At 66.8% G+C, this 18,636-nt stretch carries 23 protein-coding genes; 3 read left to right on the top strand and 20 right to left on the bottom strand.

Annotated elements, in window-relative coordinates; translation table 11 throughout:
• Positions 1–4: 4 nt before the first annotated feature.
• Positions 5–1,405, bottom strand: coding sequence for a helix-turn-helix transcriptional regulator (locus LI953_RS08690; RefSeq protein ID WP_227075664.1), 1,401 nt, complete (start codon positions 1,403–1,405; stop codon positions 5–7).
• A 281-nt stretch (positions 1,406–1,686) separates the two neighbouring features.
• On the opposite strand from LI953_RS08690, the gene prpC reads away from it, so the two are divergent.
• Both prpC and prpB read left to right on the top strand, forming a co-directional pair.
• Entirely contained in the window at positions 1,687–2,835 is a 1,149-nt protein-coding gene (gene prpC, locus LI953_RS08685) for a 2-methylcitrate synthase (protein ID WP_227075663.1), read from the top strand.
• Between the two features lie 10 nt (positions 2,836–2,845).
• Entirely contained in the window at positions 2,846–3,760 is a 915-nt protein-coding gene (gene prpB, locus LI953_RS08680; protein WP_227075662.1) for a methylisocitrate lyase, read from the top strand.
• Positions 3,761–3,826: 66 nt separating this feature from the next.
• Here prpB and LI953_RS08675 read toward each other — a convergent pair whose 3' ends face one another.
• The gene (locus tag LI953_RS08675) at positions 3,827–4,015 is read right to left on the bottom strand and encodes a hypothetical protein (protein ID WP_227075661.1); all 189 of its coding nucleotides are present in this window, start codon (positions 4,013–4,015) and stop codon (positions 3,827–3,829) included.
• Entirely contained in the window at positions 4,012–5,370 is a 1,359-nt protein-coding gene (locus LI953_RS08670; RefSeq protein ID WP_227075660.1) for an NRAMP family divalent metal transporter, read from the bottom strand. Before LI953_RS08670 ends, LI953_RS08675 begins: the two co-directional genes overlap by 4 nt.
• 66 nt (positions 5,371–5,436) lie before the next feature.
• On the opposite strand from LI953_RS08670, the gene LI953_RS08665 reads away from it, so the two are divergent.
• On the top strand, positions 5,437–5,922 hold the full coding sequence (locus tag LI953_RS08665) for a Fur family transcriptional regulator (RefSeq protein WP_227075659.1): 486 nt from the start codon (positions 5,437–5,439) through the stop codon (positions 5,920–5,922).
• On the opposite strand, the gene LI953_RS08660 is transcribed toward LI953_RS08665, so the two are convergent.
• The 17 genes from LI953_RS08660 to LI953_RS08580 form a co-directional block, all read right to left on the bottom strand.
• Positions 5,912–6,697: a metal ABC transporter permease gene (locus tag LI953_RS08660; protein ID WP_227075658.1), complete on the bottom strand. Its 786-nt coding sequence runs from the start codon at positions 6,695–6,697 to the stop codon at positions 5,912–5,914. The genes LI953_RS08665 and LI953_RS08660 overlap by 11 nt on opposite strands.
• A gap of 2 nt (positions 6,698–6,699) precedes the next feature.
• Positions 6,700–7,539, bottom strand: a complete 840-nt coding sequence (locus LI953_RS08655; protein WP_227075657.1) for a metal ABC transporter permease — start codon at positions 7,537–7,539, stop codon at positions 6,700–6,702.
• Complete coding sequence (locus tag LI953_RS08650; protein ID WP_227075656.1) at positions 7,536–8,309, bottom strand: metal ABC transporter ATP-binding protein; 774 nt, start codon at positions 8,307–8,309, stop codon at positions 7,536–7,538. Before LI953_RS08650 ends, LI953_RS08655 begins: the two co-directional genes overlap by 4 nt.
• Positions 8,306–9,181, bottom strand: a complete 876-nt coding sequence (locus LI953_RS08645) for a metal ABC transporter solute-binding protein, Zn/Mn family (RefSeq protein WP_227075655.1) — start codon at positions 9,179–9,181, stop codon at positions 8,306–8,308. Before LI953_RS08645 ends, LI953_RS08650 begins: the two co-directional genes overlap by 4 nt.
• 73 nt (positions 9,182–9,254) lie before the next feature.
• A complete protein-coding gene (locus LI953_RS08640; RefSeq protein ID WP_227075654.1) occupies positions 9,255–9,938 on the bottom strand; it encodes a helix-turn-helix domain-containing protein in 684 nt (227 codons plus the stop codon).
• A gap of 85 nt (positions 9,939–10,023) precedes the next feature.
• Positions 10,024–10,440 carry a response regulator gene (locus LI953_RS08635; protein ID WP_227075653.1) on the bottom strand — a complete coding sequence of 139 codons (417 nt, stop codon included), beginning with the start codon at positions 10,438–10,440 and terminating at the stop codon, positions 10,024–10,026.
• A gap of 92 nt (positions 10,441–10,532) precedes the next feature.
• Positions 10,533–11,150, bottom strand: a complete 618-nt coding sequence (gene fixJ / locus LI953_RS08630; protein WP_227075651.1) for a response regulator FixJ — start codon at positions 11,148–11,150, stop codon at positions 10,533–10,535.
• Positions 11,140–12,327: a sensor histidine kinase gene (locus LI953_RS08625; RefSeq protein WP_227075649.1), complete on the bottom strand. Its 1,188-nt coding sequence runs from the start codon at positions 12,325–12,327 to the stop codon at positions 11,140–11,142. Before LI953_RS08625 ends, fixJ begins: the two co-directional genes overlap by 11 nt.
• Positions 12,328–12,447: 120 nt before the next feature.
• A complete protein-coding gene (locus LI953_RS08620; RefSeq protein WP_227075648.1) occupies positions 12,448–13,395 on the bottom strand; it encodes a hypothetical protein in 948 nt (315 codons plus the stop codon).
• A gap of 85 nt (positions 13,396–13,480) precedes the next feature.
• Positions 13,481–14,185 (bottom strand): ABC transporter permease, encoded by a 705-nt coding sequence (locus LI953_RS08615; protein ID WP_227075646.1) that lies wholly within the window; start codon positions 14,183–14,185, stop codon positions 13,481–13,483.
• Positions 14,182–14,892, bottom strand: coding sequence for an ABC transporter permease (locus tag LI953_RS08610; protein ID WP_227075645.1), 711 nt, complete (start codon positions 14,890–14,892; stop codon positions 14,182–14,184). The genes LI953_RS08615 and LI953_RS08610 overlap by 4 nt, the downstream gene beginning before the upstream one ends.
• A 57-nt stretch (positions 14,893–14,949) precedes the next feature.
• Entirely contained in the window at positions 14,950–15,810 is an 861-nt protein-coding gene (locus LI953_RS08605) for an ABC transporter substrate-binding protein (protein ID WP_227075644.1), read from the bottom strand.
• 186 nt (positions 15,811–15,996) lie between these two features.
• On the bottom strand, positions 15,997–16,512 hold the full coding sequence (locus tag LI953_RS08600; protein ID WP_227075643.1) for a F0F1 ATP synthase subunit B: 516 nt from the start codon (positions 16,510–16,512) through the stop codon (positions 15,997–15,999).
• Between the two features lie 3 nt (positions 16,513–16,515).
• Positions 16,516–17,085 carry a F0F1 ATP synthase subunit B gene (locus tag LI953_RS08595; RefSeq protein ID WP_227075642.1) on the bottom strand — a complete coding sequence of 190 codons (570 nt, stop codon included), beginning with the start codon at positions 17,083–17,085 and terminating at the stop codon, positions 16,516–16,518.
• Entirely contained in the window at positions 17,085–17,321 is a 237-nt protein-coding gene (locus LI953_RS08590; protein WP_227075641.1) for an ATP synthase subunit C family protein, read from the bottom strand. The genes LI953_RS08595 and LI953_RS08590 overlap by 1 nt, the downstream gene beginning before the upstream one ends.
• A gap of 37 nt (positions 17,322–17,358) precedes the next feature.
• The gene (locus LI953_RS08585; RefSeq protein WP_227075640.1) at positions 17,359–18,111 is read right to left on the bottom strand and encodes a F0F1 ATP synthase subunit A; all 753 of its coding nucleotides are present in this window, start codon (positions 18,109–18,111) and stop codon (positions 17,359–17,361) included.
• A gap of 11 nt (positions 18,112–18,122) precedes the next feature.
• The gene (locus LI953_RS08580) at positions 18,123–18,425 is read right to left on the bottom strand and encodes an AtpZ/AtpI family protein (RefSeq protein ID WP_227075639.1); all 303 of its coding nucleotides are present in this window, start codon (positions 18,423–18,425) and stop codon (positions 18,123–18,125) included.
• Positions 18,426–18,636: the final 211 nt, after the last annotated feature.

The following is an 18,636-nucleotide window of genomic DNA, read 5'->3' as shown; positions in this document are numbered from 1 at the left end:
CCGCTCACGTCTTCAGCCGGTAGGGCACCACGCCGCGCTCAGCGGTGCCCATGTCCAGCGCCGTGCCCATCGGCGGCACCGAGCGGTGGCGGCAATTGGTGCGCTCGCAGGCGCGGCAGCCCGGGCCGATCGGGTCCGCCGCCTGCTGCGCGGTGATGTTCAGCCCCTCGGCATAAACCGTCTGCGGCGCATAGGCGACCTCGCAGCCCAGCACCACGGCCACCGCGCGCGGGCGGGCAAGATAAGAGCCGCCGCCGCGCCCCACCGTGCGGGCAATGTTGAGGTAGGTGACATCATCGGGCGTGGTGGCGAGCTGCACCAGAATCTCGCCCGGATGCGCGAAGGCGCGGTACACGTTCCATAACGGGCACGGCCCGCCGAATTGCGCGAACTGAAAGCGGGTGGCCGAGCTGCGCTTGAGGATGTTGCCGGCGATGTCGGTCTTCACGAAATAAAACGGAATGCCCGGCAGCCCCGGCCGCTGCATGGTGGAAAGGCGGTGGCACACCTGCTCGAAACTGGCGCCGAACAGGCGTTGCAGGCGCTGGATGTCGTAGCGCACCTGCCGCGCCGCCTCATGGAAGCGCCGGTAGGGCAGCATCAGCGCCCCGGCGAAATAATTGGCCAGCGCGATGCGCGCCAGACCCAGCGCCTCGCCCGAGGAAAACGCCACCCGGCGCAGCTCCTTCTCGATCAGCTTCGCCTGTTCGAGCTGGCCAATGACATGCGCCAGCCAGAAGATCTCGCTCTCGGGCGCGGCGTCCTCGGCCAGATAGAGCCGCCTGGCCTGCCGGTTGAGCCGCCAGAACAGGCCCGAGGCGAGCAGCCCGCCGGTGGTGGTGGTGGTGATGCCGTGCTTATCGCGCAGATAGCGGCGCAGATCCTCGCGCAAAGAAACAGAGGAGAAATGGTTATCCTCGAACACCACCTCGGCCGCGCGGTCTAGCGCCTCGAAGTGATTGGCGCGGGACTGCACCCAGTCGCGCGCCTCGTCATATGGAAAGCGCGGCAGGGCGGCGGCCTGGGGCAGGTGCTGCTCGCTCTGCGCGGTATAGGCGCGGTAGAGGGTCATGAACGCCTCGGCCAGGGCGGGAGCGGCGCGCACCATCGCCCCCACCTCGCCCTGCGCGCCACGCAGGCCGCGAAACAGCGGGTCGGCCAGATCCTCGCGCAGTTGCGCCTCGCGCCGCGCATCCTCGTCATCGGCGAAATAGGTTTTCGGCACCTCGAGCACGGCGCAGAGCCGCTCCAGCAACGGCGCCGTGAGCGGGCGTTGGTCGGCCTCGATCTGGTTGAAATAGCTGGGCGAGATACCCAGGCGCTGGGCCAGGGCGGATTGCTTCAGCCCCGCCCGCTCGCGCGCCCGGCGCAGCCGCTCGCCAGCAAAGATTTTCCTGCCTGTCACCCCACAATCTTCGCAAAATTCGCAAAACCAGGCAAGAGTTTCGCCTTTATCCGCACCGCCCGCTCTGGACGCAAACCGCAAACAGCGCAAAGAACACCCCAAACCCAGGAGTTCGTCAGGCCGTGAATCTTCACGACATTCGCGTATACATGGCGCATGCGCCCCTGAACCGCACCCGCTTGAACCGCGACCGCCGCGCCGGGGCCAAGCCCGGCATTTTCTGACGAACCCCGCCGCACTCCCCGCAACACGCCGCCTTAATCCAGGAGGATCAGCCGACCATGAACGAGACCAGCACCCTGCCCAAGCCAAAGAAATCCGTCGCCCTCTCCGGCGTGGCCGCCGGCAACACCGCGCTGTGCACCGTGGGCCGCACCGGCAACGATCTGCATTACCGCGGCTACGACATACTGGATTTCGCGGAGCAGGCGGAATTTGAGGAAATCGCGCATCTGCTGGTGCATGGCACGCTGCCCAACACGGCCGAGCTCGCCGCCTATAAGGCCAAGCTGAAGGCGCTGCGCGGCCTGCCCGCCGCCGCCAAGGTGGTGCTGGAGCAGATCCCCGCCGCCGCGCACCCGATGGACGTGATGCGCACCTATGTCTCGGCCCTTGGCACCATCCTGCCCGAGGCGCACGACCACAACCAGCCCGGCGCCAAGGACATCGCCGACCGGCTGATGGCTTCGCTCGGCTCCGCCCTGCTCTACTGGTATCATTTCTCCACCAACGGCAAGCGCATCGAGGTGGAGACCAATGACGACTCCATCGGCGGGCATTTCCTGCATTTGCTGCACGGCAAGGCGCCGTCGGCGAGCTGGGTGCGCGCCATGCACACCTCGCTGATCCTCTACGCCGAGCATGAGTTCAACGCCTCCACCTTCACCGCGCGCGTGGTCGCCGGCACAGGCTCCGATTTCTACTCCGCCATCGCCGGCGCCATCGGCGCGCTGCGCGGGCCCAAGCATGGCGGCGCCAATGAGGTCGCCTTCGAGATCCAGAAGCGTTACAACACCCCCGATGAGGCCGAGGCCGATATCCGCGCCCGCGTGGCCAACAAGGAGGTCGTGATCGGCTTCGGCCACCCGGTTTACACCATCTCCGACCCGCGCAACGTGGTCATCAAGCGTGTCGCCAAACATCTCTCCGACGAAGCGCGCTCGACCAAGATGTACGACATCGCGGCGCGGCTGGAAGCGGTGATGAAGGAGGTGAAGAACATGTTCCCGAACCTCGACTGGTTCTCCGCCGTCTCCTACCACATGATGGGCGTGCCGACCGCGATGTTCACCCCGCTCTTCGTGATCTCGCGCACCTCTGGCTGGAGCGCGCATGTCATCGAGCAGCGCGTGGACGGCAAGATCATCCGCCCCTCGGCCAATTACGTCGGCCCGGAGAATCTGAAATTCGTGAAGCTGGCCGACCGCTAAGGATCATCCCATGACCTATCTCTCCGCGTCTTCCTATTCCCACATCCCGGCGGGCGACCGCTTCCGCGCGCTGCTGGCCAAGCCGGGGATTCTGGGCATCCCCGGCACGCATAACGGCCTCGCCGCGCAGCAGGCGCGCAATGCCGGGTTCGAGGCCTGCTACCTCTCGGGCGCGGCGATGACCGCCTCGATGGGCCTGCCCGATCTCGGCATCATCACGGTTGACGAGGTCGCCTTCTTCATCCGCCAGGTGGTGCGCGCCTCCGGGCTGCCGGTGCTGGTGGATGGCGATACCGGCTACGGCGAAGCCCTCAACGTGATGCACATGGTCCGCACCTTCGAGGATGCGGGCGCCGCCGCGGTGCATCTGGAAGACCAGATCCTGCCCAAGAAATGCGGGCATCTGAACGACAAGAAGCTGGCCAGCCCCGAGGACATGGCGGCCAAGGTGGCGGCGGCCGCGCATGCGCGCCGGCATCTCTACATCATCGCCCGCACCGATGCCGCCGCCTCGGAAGGCATGGACGGCGCCGTAGCCCGCGCCAAGCTCTATATGGAAGCCGGCGCCGACGCGATCTTCCCCGAGGCGCTGAACACCGAGGAGATGTTCCGCGAGTTCGCCCGCCGCATGCCCGGTGTGCCGCTGCTCGCCAACATGACCGAGTTCGGCCGCACGCCGTTTTACACCAAGCAGCAATTCGAGGATTTCGGCTACAAGATGATGATCTGGCCGGTGACCTCGCTGCGTGTCGCGGCGCTGGCGCAGGAGAAGCTGTACACCGCCATCCAGCGCGATGGCGGGGCGCAGAATTGCGTGGACCAGATGCTGACCCGCAAGGACCTCTACGCCACCATCGATTACGCCGGGTTCGAGGCGCTGGATTCGACCATCGTGAAGACGATCGTGCCCGAGCCGATCAAGTAAGACCAAAACCCAACGACGTTACCCGATGCCGCCTTTTCCAAAAAGGCGGCATTTTTCTTACCGCGGTTACGCCCCCGCCAGCAGCGCCTTGACGAAGGCGTAAACCACCAGCGGCACCGCCACCAGCACATAGGCGCGCAGCAGCCATAAGAGCGCCTGCACCCGCCAGCCCAGCTTGCGGCGCGGATAAGGCTTGTATTTCTGGGCCGAGCGCTGCGCCGGCTCCAGCGCGCGCAGGATCTCATCCTGCGTCATGTCGGAAACACCATGAGCACGCCATAAACCGCTCCGGCCAGCGCGATGCCGATGATGATCAGCCCGCCCGCCAGATTGCCCAGACGCCGATTGGCCAGATCGCCCATGATCTCGGCATCATTGACCAGCAGCAGCAGGAACAGCAGCGCCGGAGCCATCAGCAGCGTGGCGATCACGTTCACGCTCAGCGTCAGCGCCAGCAGCGGCGCGTGCGGGATCAGCACGATCCCGGCGGCGAACAGGGTGGAGACGATCGCCGCGCCATAAAACCAGCGGCCGCTGCGGAAATCGAGATTGAGGCTGTGGCGGGCCGAGATGGTTTCCGCCAGCGCGTAGGAGGAGCTGGTGGAGATGGTCATCGCCGCGACCAGCCCGGCCTCCGTCATGCCGAGCGCGAACAACGTCGCCCCGGTATGACCGATCAGCGGCTGCAGCGCCGTGGCGAAATCGGCGCCCGAGACGAATTGGCGGATCGGCGCGTGCAGCGCATGCAGCGGCGCCGCCGCAACCACGGTGGCGATGGCCGCCATGGCGGCGATGAACGCGCCGATCGCGGTGTCCAGCCGCCCCTGCGGCAAATCGGCGCGGGTCAGGCCCTTATCAACCACCGCGCTCTGCTGGAAGAAGATCATCCAGGGCGTGACCGTGGCGCCGATATCGGCCAGCAGCAGCACCACGAAGCCGGTGCTCAGCCCGCCCGGCAGCGGCCCCCATGTGCCCAGCGCATGGGCCAGCGCGGCGCCATCAGGATGCGCCAGCAGCGCCGCCGGAATGAACAGCAGATTCCCCGCCGCCAGCGCCAGCAGCACACGCTCCCACGTGGCGTAGCGGCGCAGCGCCAGCGAGGCGAGCACCACCGCCACCCCCGCCCCCACTGACACCACCGGCCGGAAACCGAAATAAAGCCCGCCCGCCTGGATGGCGATGAATTCGGTGACCAGGGTGAGCAAATTGCCGAACACCAGATCGGCCATCGCGAAATAGCCCCAGAACGGGCCGAAGCGCTGGAAGATCAGCTCGGCATGGCCGCGATGCGTGGCGACGCCGAGCCGCACCGTCATCTCCTGCACCACATAGGCCATGGCGAAGGTGAGCAGGATGAAGGGGATGAAGAAGCCGATGCCATAGCTCGCGCCCGTGGTGGCGTAAGAGACCATGGAGGGGCCGTCATTTTCGCCGAGCATGACCAACACGCCCGGCCCGGCCAGCAGCCAGAGCAGGCGCAGCCAGCGCCGCTGCGAGCGGGTGCGCAGCACTTCCAGCCGGTCGCGCGCGCGCAGAATGTCCTCGCGCGTCAGCGCCTGGGCGGGCTCGTCCTGCCCGTTTGCCGGCATCAGCGTCGCATTGTCAGACATAATGGAAAGGTAGCCGGGTGCGGGGTTTCGTCAAGGGCGCGCCGCCCCCTCCCCGCTGGCGGCGCGATGGCCTATCATCGCCGCATGGCTCACCACCACACCGCCCGCGCCCGCGACATCCCCGCCCAGCTCCAGGCGGCGCAGGCGCTCTGCGCCAAACACGGCACGCAGCTCACCGCCCTGCGGCGCGAGGTGCTGGAGCTGATCCTGCGGGCCGAAGCGCCTGTCACGGCGTATCAGTTGCTCGACCAGTTGAAGGCCGTGCGCCGCTCCGCCGTGCCGCCCACCGTGTACCGGGCGCTGGATTTCCTGCTCGCCAACCGGTTGATCCACCGCATCGAGCGGCTGAACGCCTTCATCCCCTGCGCCGAGGCCGAGCACGACCACGCCGACGCGCAATTTCTGATCTGCCGCCAATGCGGCGCGGTGACGGAGATCGAGGACCCGGGCATTTCGGCCGCGCTGGCCAGGGCGGCTTCCGCGCATGGCTTCCGCCCAGCCCACGCGATCGTGGAGCTGGACGGCCTCTGCGCCGCCTGTGCTAGCCTTTAACCCGCCGCCACAGCCGCGCGGCGGCATAGACCAGCGCCGAGCCCGCACCGACGAAAAACCCCGAGGGCAGGCTGGTGAGCCAGGCCAGCGCCAAGGCCGCCCACACGATCAGCAGCGCCAGCGCCATGCTCAGCCCCAGCGCGGGCAGCGGCGCCGGGGTGAGTTGCCGCGCCGCCGCCGCCGGGCCGACCATCAGCGTGAACACCAGCAGCGCCCCGGCCAGTGGCAGCGCGATGGCGGCCGTCACCGCCAGCAGGCCGAGAAACAGCACATCCAGCCCGGCGCCGGAGAGGCCGCGCGCGGCGGCGATGTCGGGCGCGATGGCGCTGTAGCTGAGCGGACGGAAGCAGGCCAGCAGCAGCGCGGGCACGCCAAGGCCGATGGCGAGGGCAGGTGGCAGATCGGCCGGGCCGACGCCGAGGATCTGGCCAAACAGCAGGGCGTAAACCGCATTGGCATAGCCGCCGGAGAGGCTGAGAAACAGCGCCCCCAGCCCGAGCAGGGCGACCAGCACCAGCGCGGCCGCGGCATCAGGCCGCTGAGCGCGCTTCAACCACGTGAGCCCCGCCACCCCGGCCAGCGCGAACGCCGCCAGCCCATAAACCTGCGCGATGCCGAGCAGCCCCGCGAGCGCCGCGCCGGGGAAAGCCGCCATCGGCAGCGCGTGCGCGGCGAACCCGGCCCCGCGCAGCACCACGAAATATCCGGCGCAACCTGCGGCCAAGGCGATCAGCGTGGCGACGATCCAGGCATCCCGGAGATAAGGCGCGAACATGCTCAACCCCGCCGGGCCAGCGCGGCGGCGGCATAAACCGCCAGCACCAGCGCGGTGATGAAGAAGCTGACCGGCCAGACATGACCCGGCGTCCAGCCATAGCTCTGATAAGCGAGCCAGATGCCGCCCCAGGCGCAGCCCAGCCCGAGCAACCCCGCCAGCGCCATGGCCGCCACCGGGCCGCGCGCCAGCCGCAGCGCCGCCGCCGCCGGCCCGATGAGCAGCGCGGTGGACAGAATCGCCCCCACCGCCATGGCGCAGAGCGTGACCGCCAGCGCCAGCAGCAGCAGATAGGCGCCGCCGAGCAGCTTGGTATTCACGCCATCGGCGCGGGCCAGCTCGCCATCCAGCGTGGCCAGCAGCAGCGGCCGGTAGATCAGCCCTAGCCCCGCCAGCCCGGCCAGCGCGCCCAGCGCCACCGCGCGGCCCAGCCCCGGCGGCGCCGCAAACAGCGCCCCGAACATCACCGCCACCGCCGCGCCGCCATGGCCTTTCAGCGTCACGTCCAGATAGAGCAGCAGGGCGGTGATCCCCATGCCGGCGCCGAGCACGATGCCCGCCGCTAAATCGCGCCCCGCCGCGCGGCGCTCACCCGCTGCCTCCACCCCCAGCGCGCCCAGCACGGCGAGGCCGAAAAACCCCGCCAGCGGGCTGATGCCGAGCAGATAAGCCAGCGCCCCGCCCGCGCTGCTGACATCGGCCAGCGTATGCCCGGCGAAGGATTGCCCGCGCAGCACCGTGAACACCCCCGCAGCGCCCGAGAGCAGCGCCGCCCCCGCGCCGATGAGCAGCGCGTTTTGCACCGGCAGGCTCGACAGGAAACCGGGCTGCAGCAATGTCATGGAATCGCCGCGACGTGCTTGCCGCCATGCGCGCCGCCCTCGCCCGCCACCACGATGATGCGGTCATGCACGCGGATCACGTCGATATGATACCCGTAGAGCGCGGAGAGCACCTCCGTCCGCACCACCTCCTGCGTCCTGCCGCTGGCGGCACGGCCCTTGGCGAGATAGACGATGCGGTCCATGGCGCTGAGCAGCGGGTTCATGTCGTGCGCCGAGAGCAGCACCGTCACCCCCTGGGCGGCGACGCGCTTGAGCAGCGCGATGATCTCAGCGCTGGCGCGCAGGTCGAGATTGGCGAGCGGCTCATCCAGCAGCAGCAGCTTCGGCTGGCGGATCAGCGCATGCGCGATCAGCACGCGCTGTTGCTGCCCGCCCGAGAGTTCGCCTATGCGCTGCCCGGCGAACGCCTCCGCGCCGACAGCGGCGAGCATCGCCTCCACCTTGGCCCGGCGTGCGCGCGAGGGGAACGGGAAACCGAAGCGATGGCCGTTCAGCCCCAGCTCGACGAAATCGCCCGCCCGCACCGGCATGTCAGGGTCGAGCTGCAATTTTTGCGGCACATAGCCCGCCACCCCGGCCAGCGCCACGCGCCCGGCACTGGGCGCGGTGAAGCCGAGAATGCTGCGCAGCAAGGTGGTCTTGCCCGAGCCATTGGCGCCGATCAGCCCGCAAAACGCCCCCGGCTCCAGCGCGAAGCTGACCTCGTGCAGCACCTCGCGCCCACCGAGCGAGACGCACAGCCCGGCGACGTCGAGCGCGTGCGTCAATGCCCGCTCGCCGCCAGCGCCTGGGCCAGGGCGGCGGTCTCGCCGTGCATCCAGTCCTGGTAGCTCTTGGCACCTTTCGGCATCGTCTCAAATACGCCGAGCACGCGCAGATCACTCTGCTGGGCCAAAGCGCGGAAGGAATCGGAGAGCGTGTCCTGCACCTGCAGGTTAAACACGTAGAGCGCCACCTGGCGCGAAACCAGCAGGTTTTGCTGGAAGGCGACATCCTGCGGCGCGGGGTCGGTGCCGTTCATCGCCGCCGCCTGCAGGGTGAAGGGCGTGGCGATCTTCAGCCCTGCCGCCAGCAACAGGTCATCGGCCACCGGCTCGCTCACCGCCACGGCGGTGCCGCCATACAGGGTCTTGATCTGCGCCAGCTCATCCCGCCAGGGCTGGAGCGAGGCGTCGAAAGCATGCGCCCGCGCCTGATAATAGGCGGCATGGGCCGGGTCTTTGGCGGCGAAGGCCGCCGCCACCGCCTGGGCCACGGCGGGCATGGTGGCGGGGTCGTACCATAGATGCGGGTTCTGGGTGGTGCCGGGCAGGTTGAGCACGCGTTGCGCGCTGATCACCTCGGCATGGCCGCCCCGCAGCAGCTTATCGGCCCAGGCATCGTAGCCCAGCCCGTTCTCCACCACCACATCCGCCGCCGCGAGCTCGCCAGCCACTTGCGGGCTGATCTCGAATTCATGCGGATCGGTGTTGGGGTCGCTCTCAATGGCGCTAACCTGCACATAAGGCCCGCCGATCTGCGCCATCACATTGGCGTATTGGTTTTCAATGCCAACCGCGCGCAGCACCGGCTGCGCCCGCGCCATCCCGACGCCCAGCGCCAGCGCCGCGGCCGCCGCCAACAAGCCAAGCCGAGTCATATCCGCCCCCAGATGAAACCGGCGGAAATGATATATTATATCATCCGCCCCGTCCACCCATGGGCCGCGGCACTCAGCCGCAGAGCGTCCGCAGTGCCGCGCGGTCGCGGATCTCGATCTGCCGCGCGGTGATCAGGTGCAACACGCCGTCGCGCTCCAGATGCGAGAGGGTGCGCGACACCGTCTCGATGGTCAGCCCCAGATAATCGGCGATGTCGTGGCGGGTCATCGCCAGATCGACCGCCGCGCCGCGCGGCCCGGCCAGATCGAGCAGGAACACCGCCAGCTTCTGCGGCGCGCTCGCCCGGCCGAGCAGCTGCGCGTGCTGGCGGGTGCGCTCCAGCGACTGCATGGCGTAGCGGTAAAGCTGGCGCGCCACCGTTTCATCCTGCGCGGCCTTGCTCTCCAGCACACGGCGTCGATAAGGGATGACAGCGCATTCGGTCACCGCCTCGGCCGAGAGCGCATGCTCAGCCCCCAGCTCGAAGCCGAACACATCGCCCTGCCCGTGGAACGCGTCGACATGGCGCCGCCCGTCCGTCTGGAATTTGCAGGTACGCACCATGCCGCTGACAACCTTGTAGAGATAAACCGCCTCGTCGCCCTCGGCGTAGATTTCCGCATCCTGGGTGAAATGCAGCGCGGGCGGCGGCAGCGTGGTCTCTCCCGCCGGGCCGATCAATGTGAGCGGCGGCACCGGCGCGCCCCACAGCTTCGCGGCACCATGATCTCCACGCAGCGCTATGCTGGCTGACATCTCTTGGTTCTCCCACTTGCTCTTGCGGGAGAGATTTAACCGGCCCGGCCCTGACAATGATATTCGGTTTTTCCCTTACGGGATTCTACGTAGGCCGGCTCGCGCCTTGCCCGGCCAGGGCATGCCCGACCGCATCGACCAGGCCATTATCGAGGATCGGTTTCTCCAGCACCAGCCAAACCCCAGCCGCCGCCGCCCGGTGGCGCAAGGCCGCGCTGGCGGCGCCCGTCAACAAGATCACCGGCGGCGCCAGATCCAGCGCATGCAGGCGAAGCAGCGTCTCGAACGCACCCACCCCCGGCATCTGGTCCTTCAGGATCACGCAGCCCGCCCGCGCCAGATCGCGGCTGGCGAGCAGCGCGGCGCCATCGGCATGGGCCTGTACCTCCAGCCCCTCCAGGCGCAGCCGGAACTGCAGGGCGTCGCGCATCGCCGCATCGTCGTTCACGACCATGACCAGTGGCCGCGCCTCGGCCATACCGCTGACTCCCAACTCGAACACGACCGTCCTGAACTTTGCACAAGGATGAATAATCCCGCCCGGATACCAGACATCCGGCACGTGTCACTTGATTCAACGCAAATGCGGCGGAACTACACGCCGGGGGTGCGCGAGAGCAGCACCATGCGCACCAGTTCGGGCAGGTTGGCGGCGCCCATCTTGGTCATCACATTCGCGCGATGCACCTCGACGGTGCGGGCGCTGATGTTGAGCTCATGCGCGATGGTCTTGTTGGGGTGGCCCGCCAGCAACCCATCCAGTACCTCGCGCTCGCGCATGGTCAGGGTATGCAGCCGGGCTTCCACGGCGTTCGCCTCGTCATGGTGGCGGGTGTCACGGGCATAACGGTCGAAGGCGGCGCGGATGGCGGTGAGCATCACCTCGTCCTGAAACGGCTTTTCGATGAAATCCACCGCCCCGGCCTTCATCGCCTCCACCGCCAGCTTCACATCGCCATGGCCGGTCATCACGATCACCGGCAGACCGATGCGCCGGCTGATCAGCTCCCGCTGCAACGCCAGCCCCGAGAGGCCAGGCATGCGCACATCGGTGACCACGCAGCCCGGCCGCACCGCCTCCAGCGCGTCGAGAAACGCGGCGGCGGAATCGTAGGTGCGCACGGCGAACCCGGCGCTGGCCAGCAGGAAGGCCAGGGAGTGGCGCACCGCCTCGTCGTCATCGACGAGATGCACCACCGGATCAGGCAGCATGGCTGTCCGCGCCCGCCTGCCCGACACATGGCAGCGTGAAGAAAAACACCGCGCCGCCGCCCGGGTTGGGCTCGGCCCAGAGCCGCCCGCCATGCGCCTCGACGATCGTGCGCGACACGGAAAGCCCGACTCCCATGCCGTAGCTCTTGGTGGTGACAAAGGGCTGGAACAGCTGCGCCATGATGTGCGGCGCGATGCCCGGCCCCGTATCAGCCACCGAGATCCGCACCATGCCCTCCATCGCCGGGACGGTGCTCACCACGAGTTCGCGCCGTTCGCTCTCGCGCATCGCCTCCATGGCGTTGCGGATCAGGTTGAGCAGCACCTGCTGCACCTGCACCTTGTCGGCGATCACGGCGCGGCATTCCGGCGCGAAGGCGAAATCCACCCGCACCCCGCTCTCGCGCTCGCCCACCAGGGCCAGGGCGCTCGCCTCCTCGACCAGCTTAGGCAGGCTCTCGCGGCGGCGCTCGGTCTCGCCCCGGGCGACGAATTCGCGCAGGCGGCGGATGATCTGCCCGGCGCGCAGCGCCTGCTCGGCGGCGCGCTCGATACCGTCGCGCAGCATCGCCAGATCGGCGCCGGCGCCACGGTCGAGCAGGCGGGCGCAGCCATTGAGATAGGTCGCCACGGCGGTGAGCGGCTGGTTCAGCTCATGCGCCAGGGTGGAGGCCATTTCCCCCATCGCGGTGAAGCGCGACATATGCGCGAGCTCGGCCTGCAACTCGTGCAGCCGGGCCTGGGTCTCGTGCCGCTCGGTGAGGTCGCGGATGAAGCCGGTAAAGGCGCGCCCGGCGCGCATCGGCGTCTCGCCGATATACAGCTCCATGGGGAAGGTCGAGCCATCCTTGCGCCGGCCCATCACCACCCGGCTGGCGCCGATGATGCGCTTCTCCCCGGTGCGCAGATAGCGTTCAAGATAGCTGTCATGCCGCTCGGCATGGGGCGCGGGCATCAGCAGACTGACATTGCGCCCCACCATTTCAGCGGCGCTGTAGCCAAACAGCCGCTCCGCCGCGCTGCTGAAAGAGCCAACGACGCCAGCGGCGTCGATCACGATCATGGCGTCCGGCACGGTGTCCAGAATGGAGCGCAGCTGCGCCTCGCGCTCGCGCAGGGCGGCCAGGGCGAGGCTAGCCAAATCCTCCGGCTCACCCTTCTCCGCGGATGTTCCCATACCGTTCACTTTTTTCATCCCAAGCGGCGGTTTGTTGACCTAGCCCCGGCATCCTAACGCGCCGGGACGGATTTGCAACAATTTTACCGGCTTGCTCGGCCCTGCCGCCGGGAGAGCCCGCTACCCCTGGTCGTGGAAGCTGATCTGCCCGCCATCGGCGGCGACCAGCGTGCCGCGCCGCCCAGCGAGAATTTCCGCAAGCTCCTCCGGTTTGCCGATGGCCGCCTGTTTGCCGGTGGCACGCACAAATGCCACCGCCGCCTGTGCCTTGGGGCGCATGATCTGCTCTGGAAATTGGGCGAAATGCGCGGCCAAATCCTGCGGCCCGGCGGCGGCGATCAGCCGCTGCGCGGGGGCGCCGAAATCGAGATACAGCCCGCCAAGCTCGGAGAGCATGACGAACATATCCGCCTGCACCCGCTCCGCCAGCAAGGCGGCGCCGGCCTCCTTCCTAACCACCGCTTCGACGCCGTAAAGCTGCCCCTCGATATCGCGGCGCACCGGCACGCCGCCGCCGCCGCCACAGATGACGGTGACCCCGGTATTGATGAGGCGCAGGAGCGCCTCGGTCTCGATAATATCGACCGGTTGCGGCGCCGGGACCATGCGGCACCAGCCTTCCCCGGCCCGATCGATCTTCCAGCCCAGCTCCTTGGCGACGCGCTCGGCGGTCGGCTTGTCGAACACCGGGCCAACCGGCAGGCCAGCCTCGCGAAAGGCATGGTCATGCATATCCACCAGGGTCTGGGTGACCATGCTTACCACCAGCGCCCCCGGCGGCAAGGCGTTGCGGATCTCGCGCTCAAGCTCGTAGCCCAGCCAGCCTCCCACCTGTGCATGCAGCACATCCAGCGGCATCAACGCCGCGCGCGGGCTGTTGAGCGTCTGCAGCCCAAGCAGACCCAGCTGCGAGGCATCGCCAAAGGTGACGACGATCTGGTGCCCCCCCATCATCGCCCCGGCGAGGCTTCGGGCGACCTCCGCCACCCGCTTACGCAGGATGCCAGGGGACAAGCTTTCTTTGCGCGGCAGCAGCGCCGTGCCGCCCAGGGATACAACAATTCTCATGGACGGAACTGTAATGTTTCATCCATGCGCAGGGTTTGATCCGGATCAAGCCCCGCAGAATTTAATGCCGCCCCCCAGCCTCGCCTTACGGGCTAAGGAAGGCGAGGTAGCGCCGCTCCGTCCGGCGGAACAAAAAGATCAGCGTGAATGACACGCATAGATAGATCAGCGCCGCGATGCCGAAACAGTCGAACGGGGCATAGGTGGCGGAATAGGCGTCGTTGGCGACCTTGAGAATGTCCGGCACCGTGGCGGTGAAGGCCAGGGTGGTGGCGTGCAGCATCAGGATCACCTCGTTACTGTAGGCCGGCAGCGCCCGGCGCAGCGCGGCGGGGATGATGATGCGCCGGTACAGCGTCACGCGCGACATGCCCATCGCCAGCCCGGCATCCACCTCGCCATGCGAGGTCTCCTTGATCGCGCCCGCGAAGATCTCGGTGGTGTAGGCACCGGTATTGAGCCCGAAGGAGAGGATCGTGCAGTTTAGCCCGGAGCGGAAGAAATCGGCCAGCGGCGCGGTGTGGTGCACAAAATCCAGCCCATAAATGCCGCTATAGATGAGCAGGAGCTGCACATAGAGCGGGGTGCCGCGGAAGATGAACGTATATAACCAGACCGGGAACCACAGCACCGGGTTGCGCGCATTGCGCAGCACCGCCAGCGGCAGCGCCAGGCAGAAGCCGATGGCGCAGGAGAGCACGAGCAGCCACAGCGTCATGGCCAGGCCGGTCACCCCGTAGCCATCGGAATACAGCAAGGCCTGCCAGTAATTTTGCAGAATATCGATCATAGCGCCGCCTTCCGCACACCGACGGAATATTTGCGTTCCAGTAAGATGAGCACGCCGTTTGAGACGGTGGTGAGCACAAGGTACACCGCCCCCGCCACCACGATGAAGAAGAAGGTGCGGAAGGTGGCCTCGCCCGCCGCCTGCGCGGCTTTCACCACATCCGACAAGCCAATCAGCGACACCAGCGCCGTGGCCTTGAGGATCACCTGCCAATTATTGCCGATGCCCGGCAAGGCGTAGCGCATCATTTGCGGGAACAGGATGCGCCGGAACACCTGCTTGGGGCGCATGCCGAACGCGCGCGCGGCTTCGAGCTGCCCCTTGGGCACCGCAAGAAAGGCGCCACGGAAGGTTTCGGTGAAATACGCACCGTAGATGAAGCCAAGCGTGATCACGCCGGAGGTGAAGGGGTCGAGCGGAAACGCGAAGGTGAAATCGCCCTGAATCGAATTCAGGTAATCGGAAAAATCATTCAGCCAGATCTGCAGCGAATAAAAAATCAGCAGCATCAGCACGAGATCGGGCACGCCGCGAATGATGGTGGTGTACACAGTGGCCACGCCGCGCATCGGGCGGCTTTTGGAGAGCTTGGCCGAAGCGCCAAGCAAGCCGATGACGAAAGACACCACCAGCGACAACACGGACAACTCGATGGTCGTCACCATGCCGCTGAAAAGCTGCGGTCCGTAGCCCGCCAGATTGAACATGACGTTCCTCCCCAGGAACGGCTCCGGCGCCGCGCGCCGGAGCCAGAGACAAACCGTTTACTGGGCTGCGGGCGCGCTCGCGGCAGGCGCCGCTGCCGCCGGCGCGGTGGTGGCCGCCGGCTGCGTGCCGTAAACGTCGAAGTTGAAGTACTTCGCCTCGATCTTGTTATACGTGCCGTTCTTGTGGAGTTCGGCGATCGCCCAATCGATCTTCTTCAGCAGTTCCGGCTCATCCTTACGCACGCCGATTGCGATGTAGGAACCCAGCACGTCCTGCGGATCATAGGTGACATTGCCGCCGAACTGGTAATCCGTCCCCTTCGGGGTCTTGAGGAAGCCGTAATCAGCCTCCACCGAGTCTTGCAGCGAGGCGTCCAGACGGCCCGACAGCAAATCGGCATAAACCTGATCCTGGCCCTGATAGGAGATCACGTTCACGCCCTGCGGCTGCCAATAGGTCTTGGCGTAGGTCTCCTGAATGGTGCCGGCCTCGACGCCGACATTCTTGCCCTTCAGGCTCGCGGCGGTCGGCTCCAGCCCGGCGCCTTTCTTCTCGACCAGGCTGGTCGGCTCATTATACATCTCGGAGGAGAAATTGATCTGCTTGGCGCGCTCCGGCGTCACCGTCATCGAGGACAGGATGGCGTCGAACTTGCGGGCCTGCAGGGCCGGGATGATGCCGTCGAAGGATTGCGACACGAACACGCACTTCACCTTCAGCTCGGCGCAGATCGCCTTGCCGAGGTCGATGTCAAAGCCCTGGAAGGCGCCGCTGGGCGAAAGGCTCTCAAAAGGCGGGTAGGTCGCATCCACCCCGAAGGTGATCTGCGTTAACGCCTTGGCCTGGGCGGCAACCGGGGCGGCAAGCGTACCGAGCGCGCAAACCACGGCAACCGCCGGCGCGAAAATCTGCTTCATCGCATTCTCCCAATATTGTGCATTTTGTCCATCAGAGCATCGCGCAGTGATGCAACACGGGGCATCATGGCCGTTTTCAGCCATGCGCGCAACGGGTCAAAACGGGGAAAACCGATAAAAGTATATACAACTTAAAAGGCCAGGGACAGCAGCCCCTGGCCTTTTATCCGACAGCCGGCGCGAGGCTCAGGCGCGCAGTGCGCCCGGCACGCCGGAGATCGCGCGGTCGATGAGAGCGGCATCGCCCTGCGCGCCCAGCTCGTCGCGCAGCAGCGCGGCGGAGGCGGCGGTGGCGATGTCGATCGCGGCGGCGCGCACCTCGCTCACGGCTGAGGCTTCCGCCGCGGCAATCCGCTCCATCGCCATGCGTTCCCGGCGCTTCGCCGTGGCCTCAGCCTCGGCGGCCAGGGCGGCGGCCAGACTGGCCGCTTCCTGGTGCGCGGTTTCCAGGATCTGCTTGGCGTCTTCCATGGCCTGGGCCTGGCGGGCCTTGGCGTCGGCGAGGATCACCTCGGCCTCGGCCTTCAGCTGCGCGGCCTCGGCCAGCGCGTCGCTCACGCTCTTGGCGCGGGTGTCGAGCATCGTGCCGATCGCGGCCATGACCTTGCGCCCCGCGATCAGGGCGAAGATGGCCACGGCCACAAAGACCCAGAACGCGCCATGCAGATAGAAAGCGCTACCGGAGAGAGCTTGGTATTCCATGGCTTATGCCGCCTTGCGCGCCGCCAGCGCGTCGTCGAGACGCTGGGCGAGCTTGTCTTCAGCGGGCTGGCTGCCCGTGAGTTTCAACAGGATGGAGCTGGCTGCCTCCGCGGCCACGGGCTTGATGGCGGCCAGCGCGGCGGCCCGGGCGGCGTCGATCCGCGCCTCGGACTCGGCGAGCTTGGCCTCCAGCTGGCTGGCCAGGGCGGCGGCTTTCGCCGCGGCGTCGGCCTTGGCGTCGGCCACGGCCTTCGCCACCTCGGCCTGCGCGGCGGCGCGGGCCTGGGCGATGGTCGCGTTGAGCTGCGCCACCGCCTGATCGGCTTCCACCTTGGCCGCGCGCGCGGCGGCGAGATCCTTGGCGATCACCCCGGCGCGATGTTCCAGCACCTTGCCGATTTCCGGCAGGCCCCAGCGCGAAAGCAGCAGATACAGCACCACGAGGATGACCGCCATCCAGCCTACCTGATCCAGGGTCAGCGGGTTGGCGAAATCCATCTGCGGCATGGTGCCCTCGGCCAGTGCGGCCGAAGGTGCCAAAGCCAGCAGCAGAGCGGTGCTTACGCGGCGCATCAGGTGAACAGGATGACCAGCGCGATAACCAGGGCGTACAGCGCGACGGCTTCCGTCAGCGCGAAGCCCAGCAGCACGTCCTTGAACATGTTGTCGCGCGCGGCCGGGTTGCGGCCAACGGCGGACACGAACGAGCCGAACAGGTTACCGATACCAACACCGGCGCCAGCGACACCGATGGTGGCGAGACCCGCGCCAACGTCCTTGGCGAGCAGAGCGGCAGACTGAGGATCCATGTAACTTTCCTTTCCGAGAAACGTTTTGGCGAAGTCGTTAGTGCATATGCACGGCGTCGTGCAGATACAGACAGGTGAGAATGGCGAACACGTAGGCCTGCAGCCCGGCCACCAGCAGCTCCAGAGCCGCCAGCGCCACGTTCAGCCCGAGCGGCACCACCGAGGCGAAGGCGCCCAGCACGCCGAAGCTCGCGGTGAGCAGCAGCATGAAGCCGGCGAATACCTCCCACATTACGTGCCCGGCGGTCATGTTGGCGAACAAACGGACCGAGAGGGAGACGGGACGGGACAGGTAGGAGATGATCTCGATGGGCACCAGCAGCGGCAGCAGCCAGCTCGGCACGCCGGAGGGCACGAAGAATTTCAGGAATTTGAAGCCATGCGTGTAGAACCCCACCCCGGTGGAGAACACGAACACGAACAGCGCCAGTGTGAGTGTGACCGCGATATGGCTGGTGAAGGCAAAGAAATAGGGGAACAGCCCGATCAGGTTGCCGAGCAGGATGAAGCTGAAGATGGTGAACACCAGGGGGAAGAAGCGCAGCCCCTCCTCGCCGATCGTGTCCACGCACATGTTGCGCACGAATTCATAAAGCAGCTCGACCAGCGACTGCGTGCGGCCCGGCACCAACGCCCGGCTGCGCAGCCCAAGCGCGAACACCAGCACCACAACCACGGCGGCGCCAAGCATCGCCTCGTTGGAATTGGTGAAGTTCACGGCGCGGCCGAGGCCGCCAAGCCCCGTGGTCAGGGTGAATTGTCCCAGCGCGTCGATCGTTGGTCCTGCCATGTCTATCCCGTTCAGCCGCCTGTTTTGTCACCGGATGCGCGAAGCAGATTACGCAGCCCGGCCACCATACCCACCGGGACCATGAGGATCATCAGCCAGGGTGTCGTATGGAAGAGCTTATCCAGCCCCCAGCCAATCACCACGGCAATGACCATCGCGGCCACCATTTCCACGCCCAGACGCATCGCCAGCTCGATCGCGCGCCGGGCCGACCCGGCATCGCTTTCAGCCGCGTCCCGCTTCGGCCCCTCGGCAGCCTGTTCGGCAGCCTTGAGCCGCTGTTCAAACGCCGCTTTGTCCCGACCTTCGCTCATGCACCTGTTTTCAGCGGAGAACCCGCCTAGACGTTGGCGGGTTGCTACCCATCCCCCCCCGGCATGTCAAGAATAGCGCAACGGTTATCTTGCTATTAACGGCGCGAAGACAAAATATAGTTGCCCAGTGTTGACGCGGTTACGGGGCAGACGCCAAATCTGCTGAAACCCGTGATTTCGAGGATCCGCCTTGCCTGTGGAAGTGCTGCGC

Origin of the sequence: Acidocella sp. KAb 2-4 (genome assembly GCF_020567705.1) — a bacterium.
Classification (GTDB): Bacteria; Pseudomonadota; Alphaproteobacteria; order Acetobacterales; family Acetobacteraceae; genus Acidocella.
The sequence above is the reverse complement of the archived record's forward strand: the minus strand, read 5'-3'. Positions and strand labels throughout refer to the sequence as shown.

What these genes read in the sequence shown, in the direction of transcription:
- prpC (WP_227075663.1), top strand. Translation starts at nt 1,687, where the DNA reads ATGAACGAGACCAGCACCCTGCCCAAGCCAAAGAAATCCGTCGCCCTC.
- prpB (WP_227075662.1), top strand. Translation starts at nt 2,846, where the DNA reads ATGACCTATCTCTCCGCGTCTTCCTATTCCCACATCCCGGCGGGCGAC.
- LI953_RS08675 (WP_227075661.1), bottom strand. Translation starts at nt 4,015, where the DNA reads ATGACGCAGGATGAGATCCTGCGCGCGCTGGAGCCGGCGCAGCGCTCG.
- LI953_RS08670 (WP_227075660.1), bottom strand. Translation starts at nt 5,370, where the DNA reads ATGTCTGACAATGCGACGCTGATGCCGGCAAACGGGCAGGACGAGCCC.
- LI953_RS08665 (WP_227075659.1), top strand. Translation starts at nt 5,437, where the DNA reads ATGGCCTATCATCGCCGCATGGCTCACCACCACACCGCCCGCGCCCGC.
- LI953_RS08660 (WP_227075658.1), bottom strand. Translation starts at nt 6,697, where the DNA reads ATGTTCGCGCCTTATCTCCGGGATGCCTGGATCGTCGCCACGCTGATC.
- LI953_RS08655 (WP_227075657.1), bottom strand. Translation starts at nt 7,539, where the DNA reads ATGACATTGCTGCAGCCCGGTTTCCTGTCGAGCCTGCCGGTGCAAAAC.
- LI953_RS08645 (WP_227075655.1), bottom strand. Translation starts at nt 9,181, where the DNA reads ATGACTCGGCTTGGCTTGTTGGCGGCGGCCGCGGCGCTGGCGCTGGGC.
- LI953_RS08640 (WP_227075654.1), bottom strand. Translation starts at nt 9,938, where the DNA reads ATGTCAGCCAGCATAGCGCTGCGTGGAGATCATGGTGCCGCGAAGCTG.
- fixJ (WP_227075651.1), bottom strand. Translation starts at nt 11,150, where the DNA reads ATGCTGCCTGATCCGGTGGTGCATCTCGTCGATGACGACGAGGCGGTG.
- LI953_RS08625 (WP_227075649.1), bottom strand. Translation starts at nt 12,327, where the DNA reads ATGGGAACATCCGCGGAGAAGGGTGAGCCGGAGGATTTGGCTAGCCTC.
- LI953_RS08620 (WP_227075648.1), bottom strand. Translation starts at nt 13,395, where the DNA reads ATGAGAATTGTTGTATCCCTGGGCGGCACGGCGCTGCTGCCGCGCAAA.
- LI953_RS08615 (WP_227075646.1), bottom strand. Translation starts at nt 14,185, where the DNA reads ATGATCGATATTCTGCAAAATTACTGGCAGGCCTTGCTGTATTCCGAT.
- LI953_RS08610 (WP_227075645.1), bottom strand. Translation starts at nt 14,892, where the DNA reads ATGTTCAATCTGGCGGGCTACGGACCGCAGCTTTTCAGCGGCATGGTG.
- LI953_RS08605 (WP_227075644.1), bottom strand. Translation starts at nt 15,810, where the DNA reads ATGAAGCAGATTTTCGCGCCGGCGGTTGCCGTGGTTTGCGCGCTCGGT.
- LI953_RS08600 (WP_227075643.1), bottom strand. Translation starts at nt 16,512, where the DNA reads ATGGAATACCAAGCTCTCTCCGGTAGCGCTTTCTATCTGCATGGCGCG.
- LI953_RS08595 (WP_227075642.1), bottom strand. Translation starts at nt 17,085, where the DNA reads ATGCGCCGCGTAAGCACCGCTCTGCTGCTGGCTTTGGCACCTTCGGCC.
- LI953_RS08590 (WP_227075641.1), bottom strand. Translation starts at nt 17,321, where the DNA reads ATGGATCCTCAGTCTGCCGCTCTGCTCGCCAAGGACGTTGGCGCGGGT.
- LI953_RS08585 (WP_227075640.1), bottom strand. Translation starts at nt 18,111, where the DNA reads ATGGCAGGACCAACGATCGACGCGCTGGGACAATTCACCCTGACCACG.
- LI953_RS08580 (WP_227075639.1), bottom strand. Translation starts at nt 18,425, where the DNA reads ATGAGCGAAGGTCGGGACAAAGCGGCGTTTGAACAGCGGCTCAAGGCT.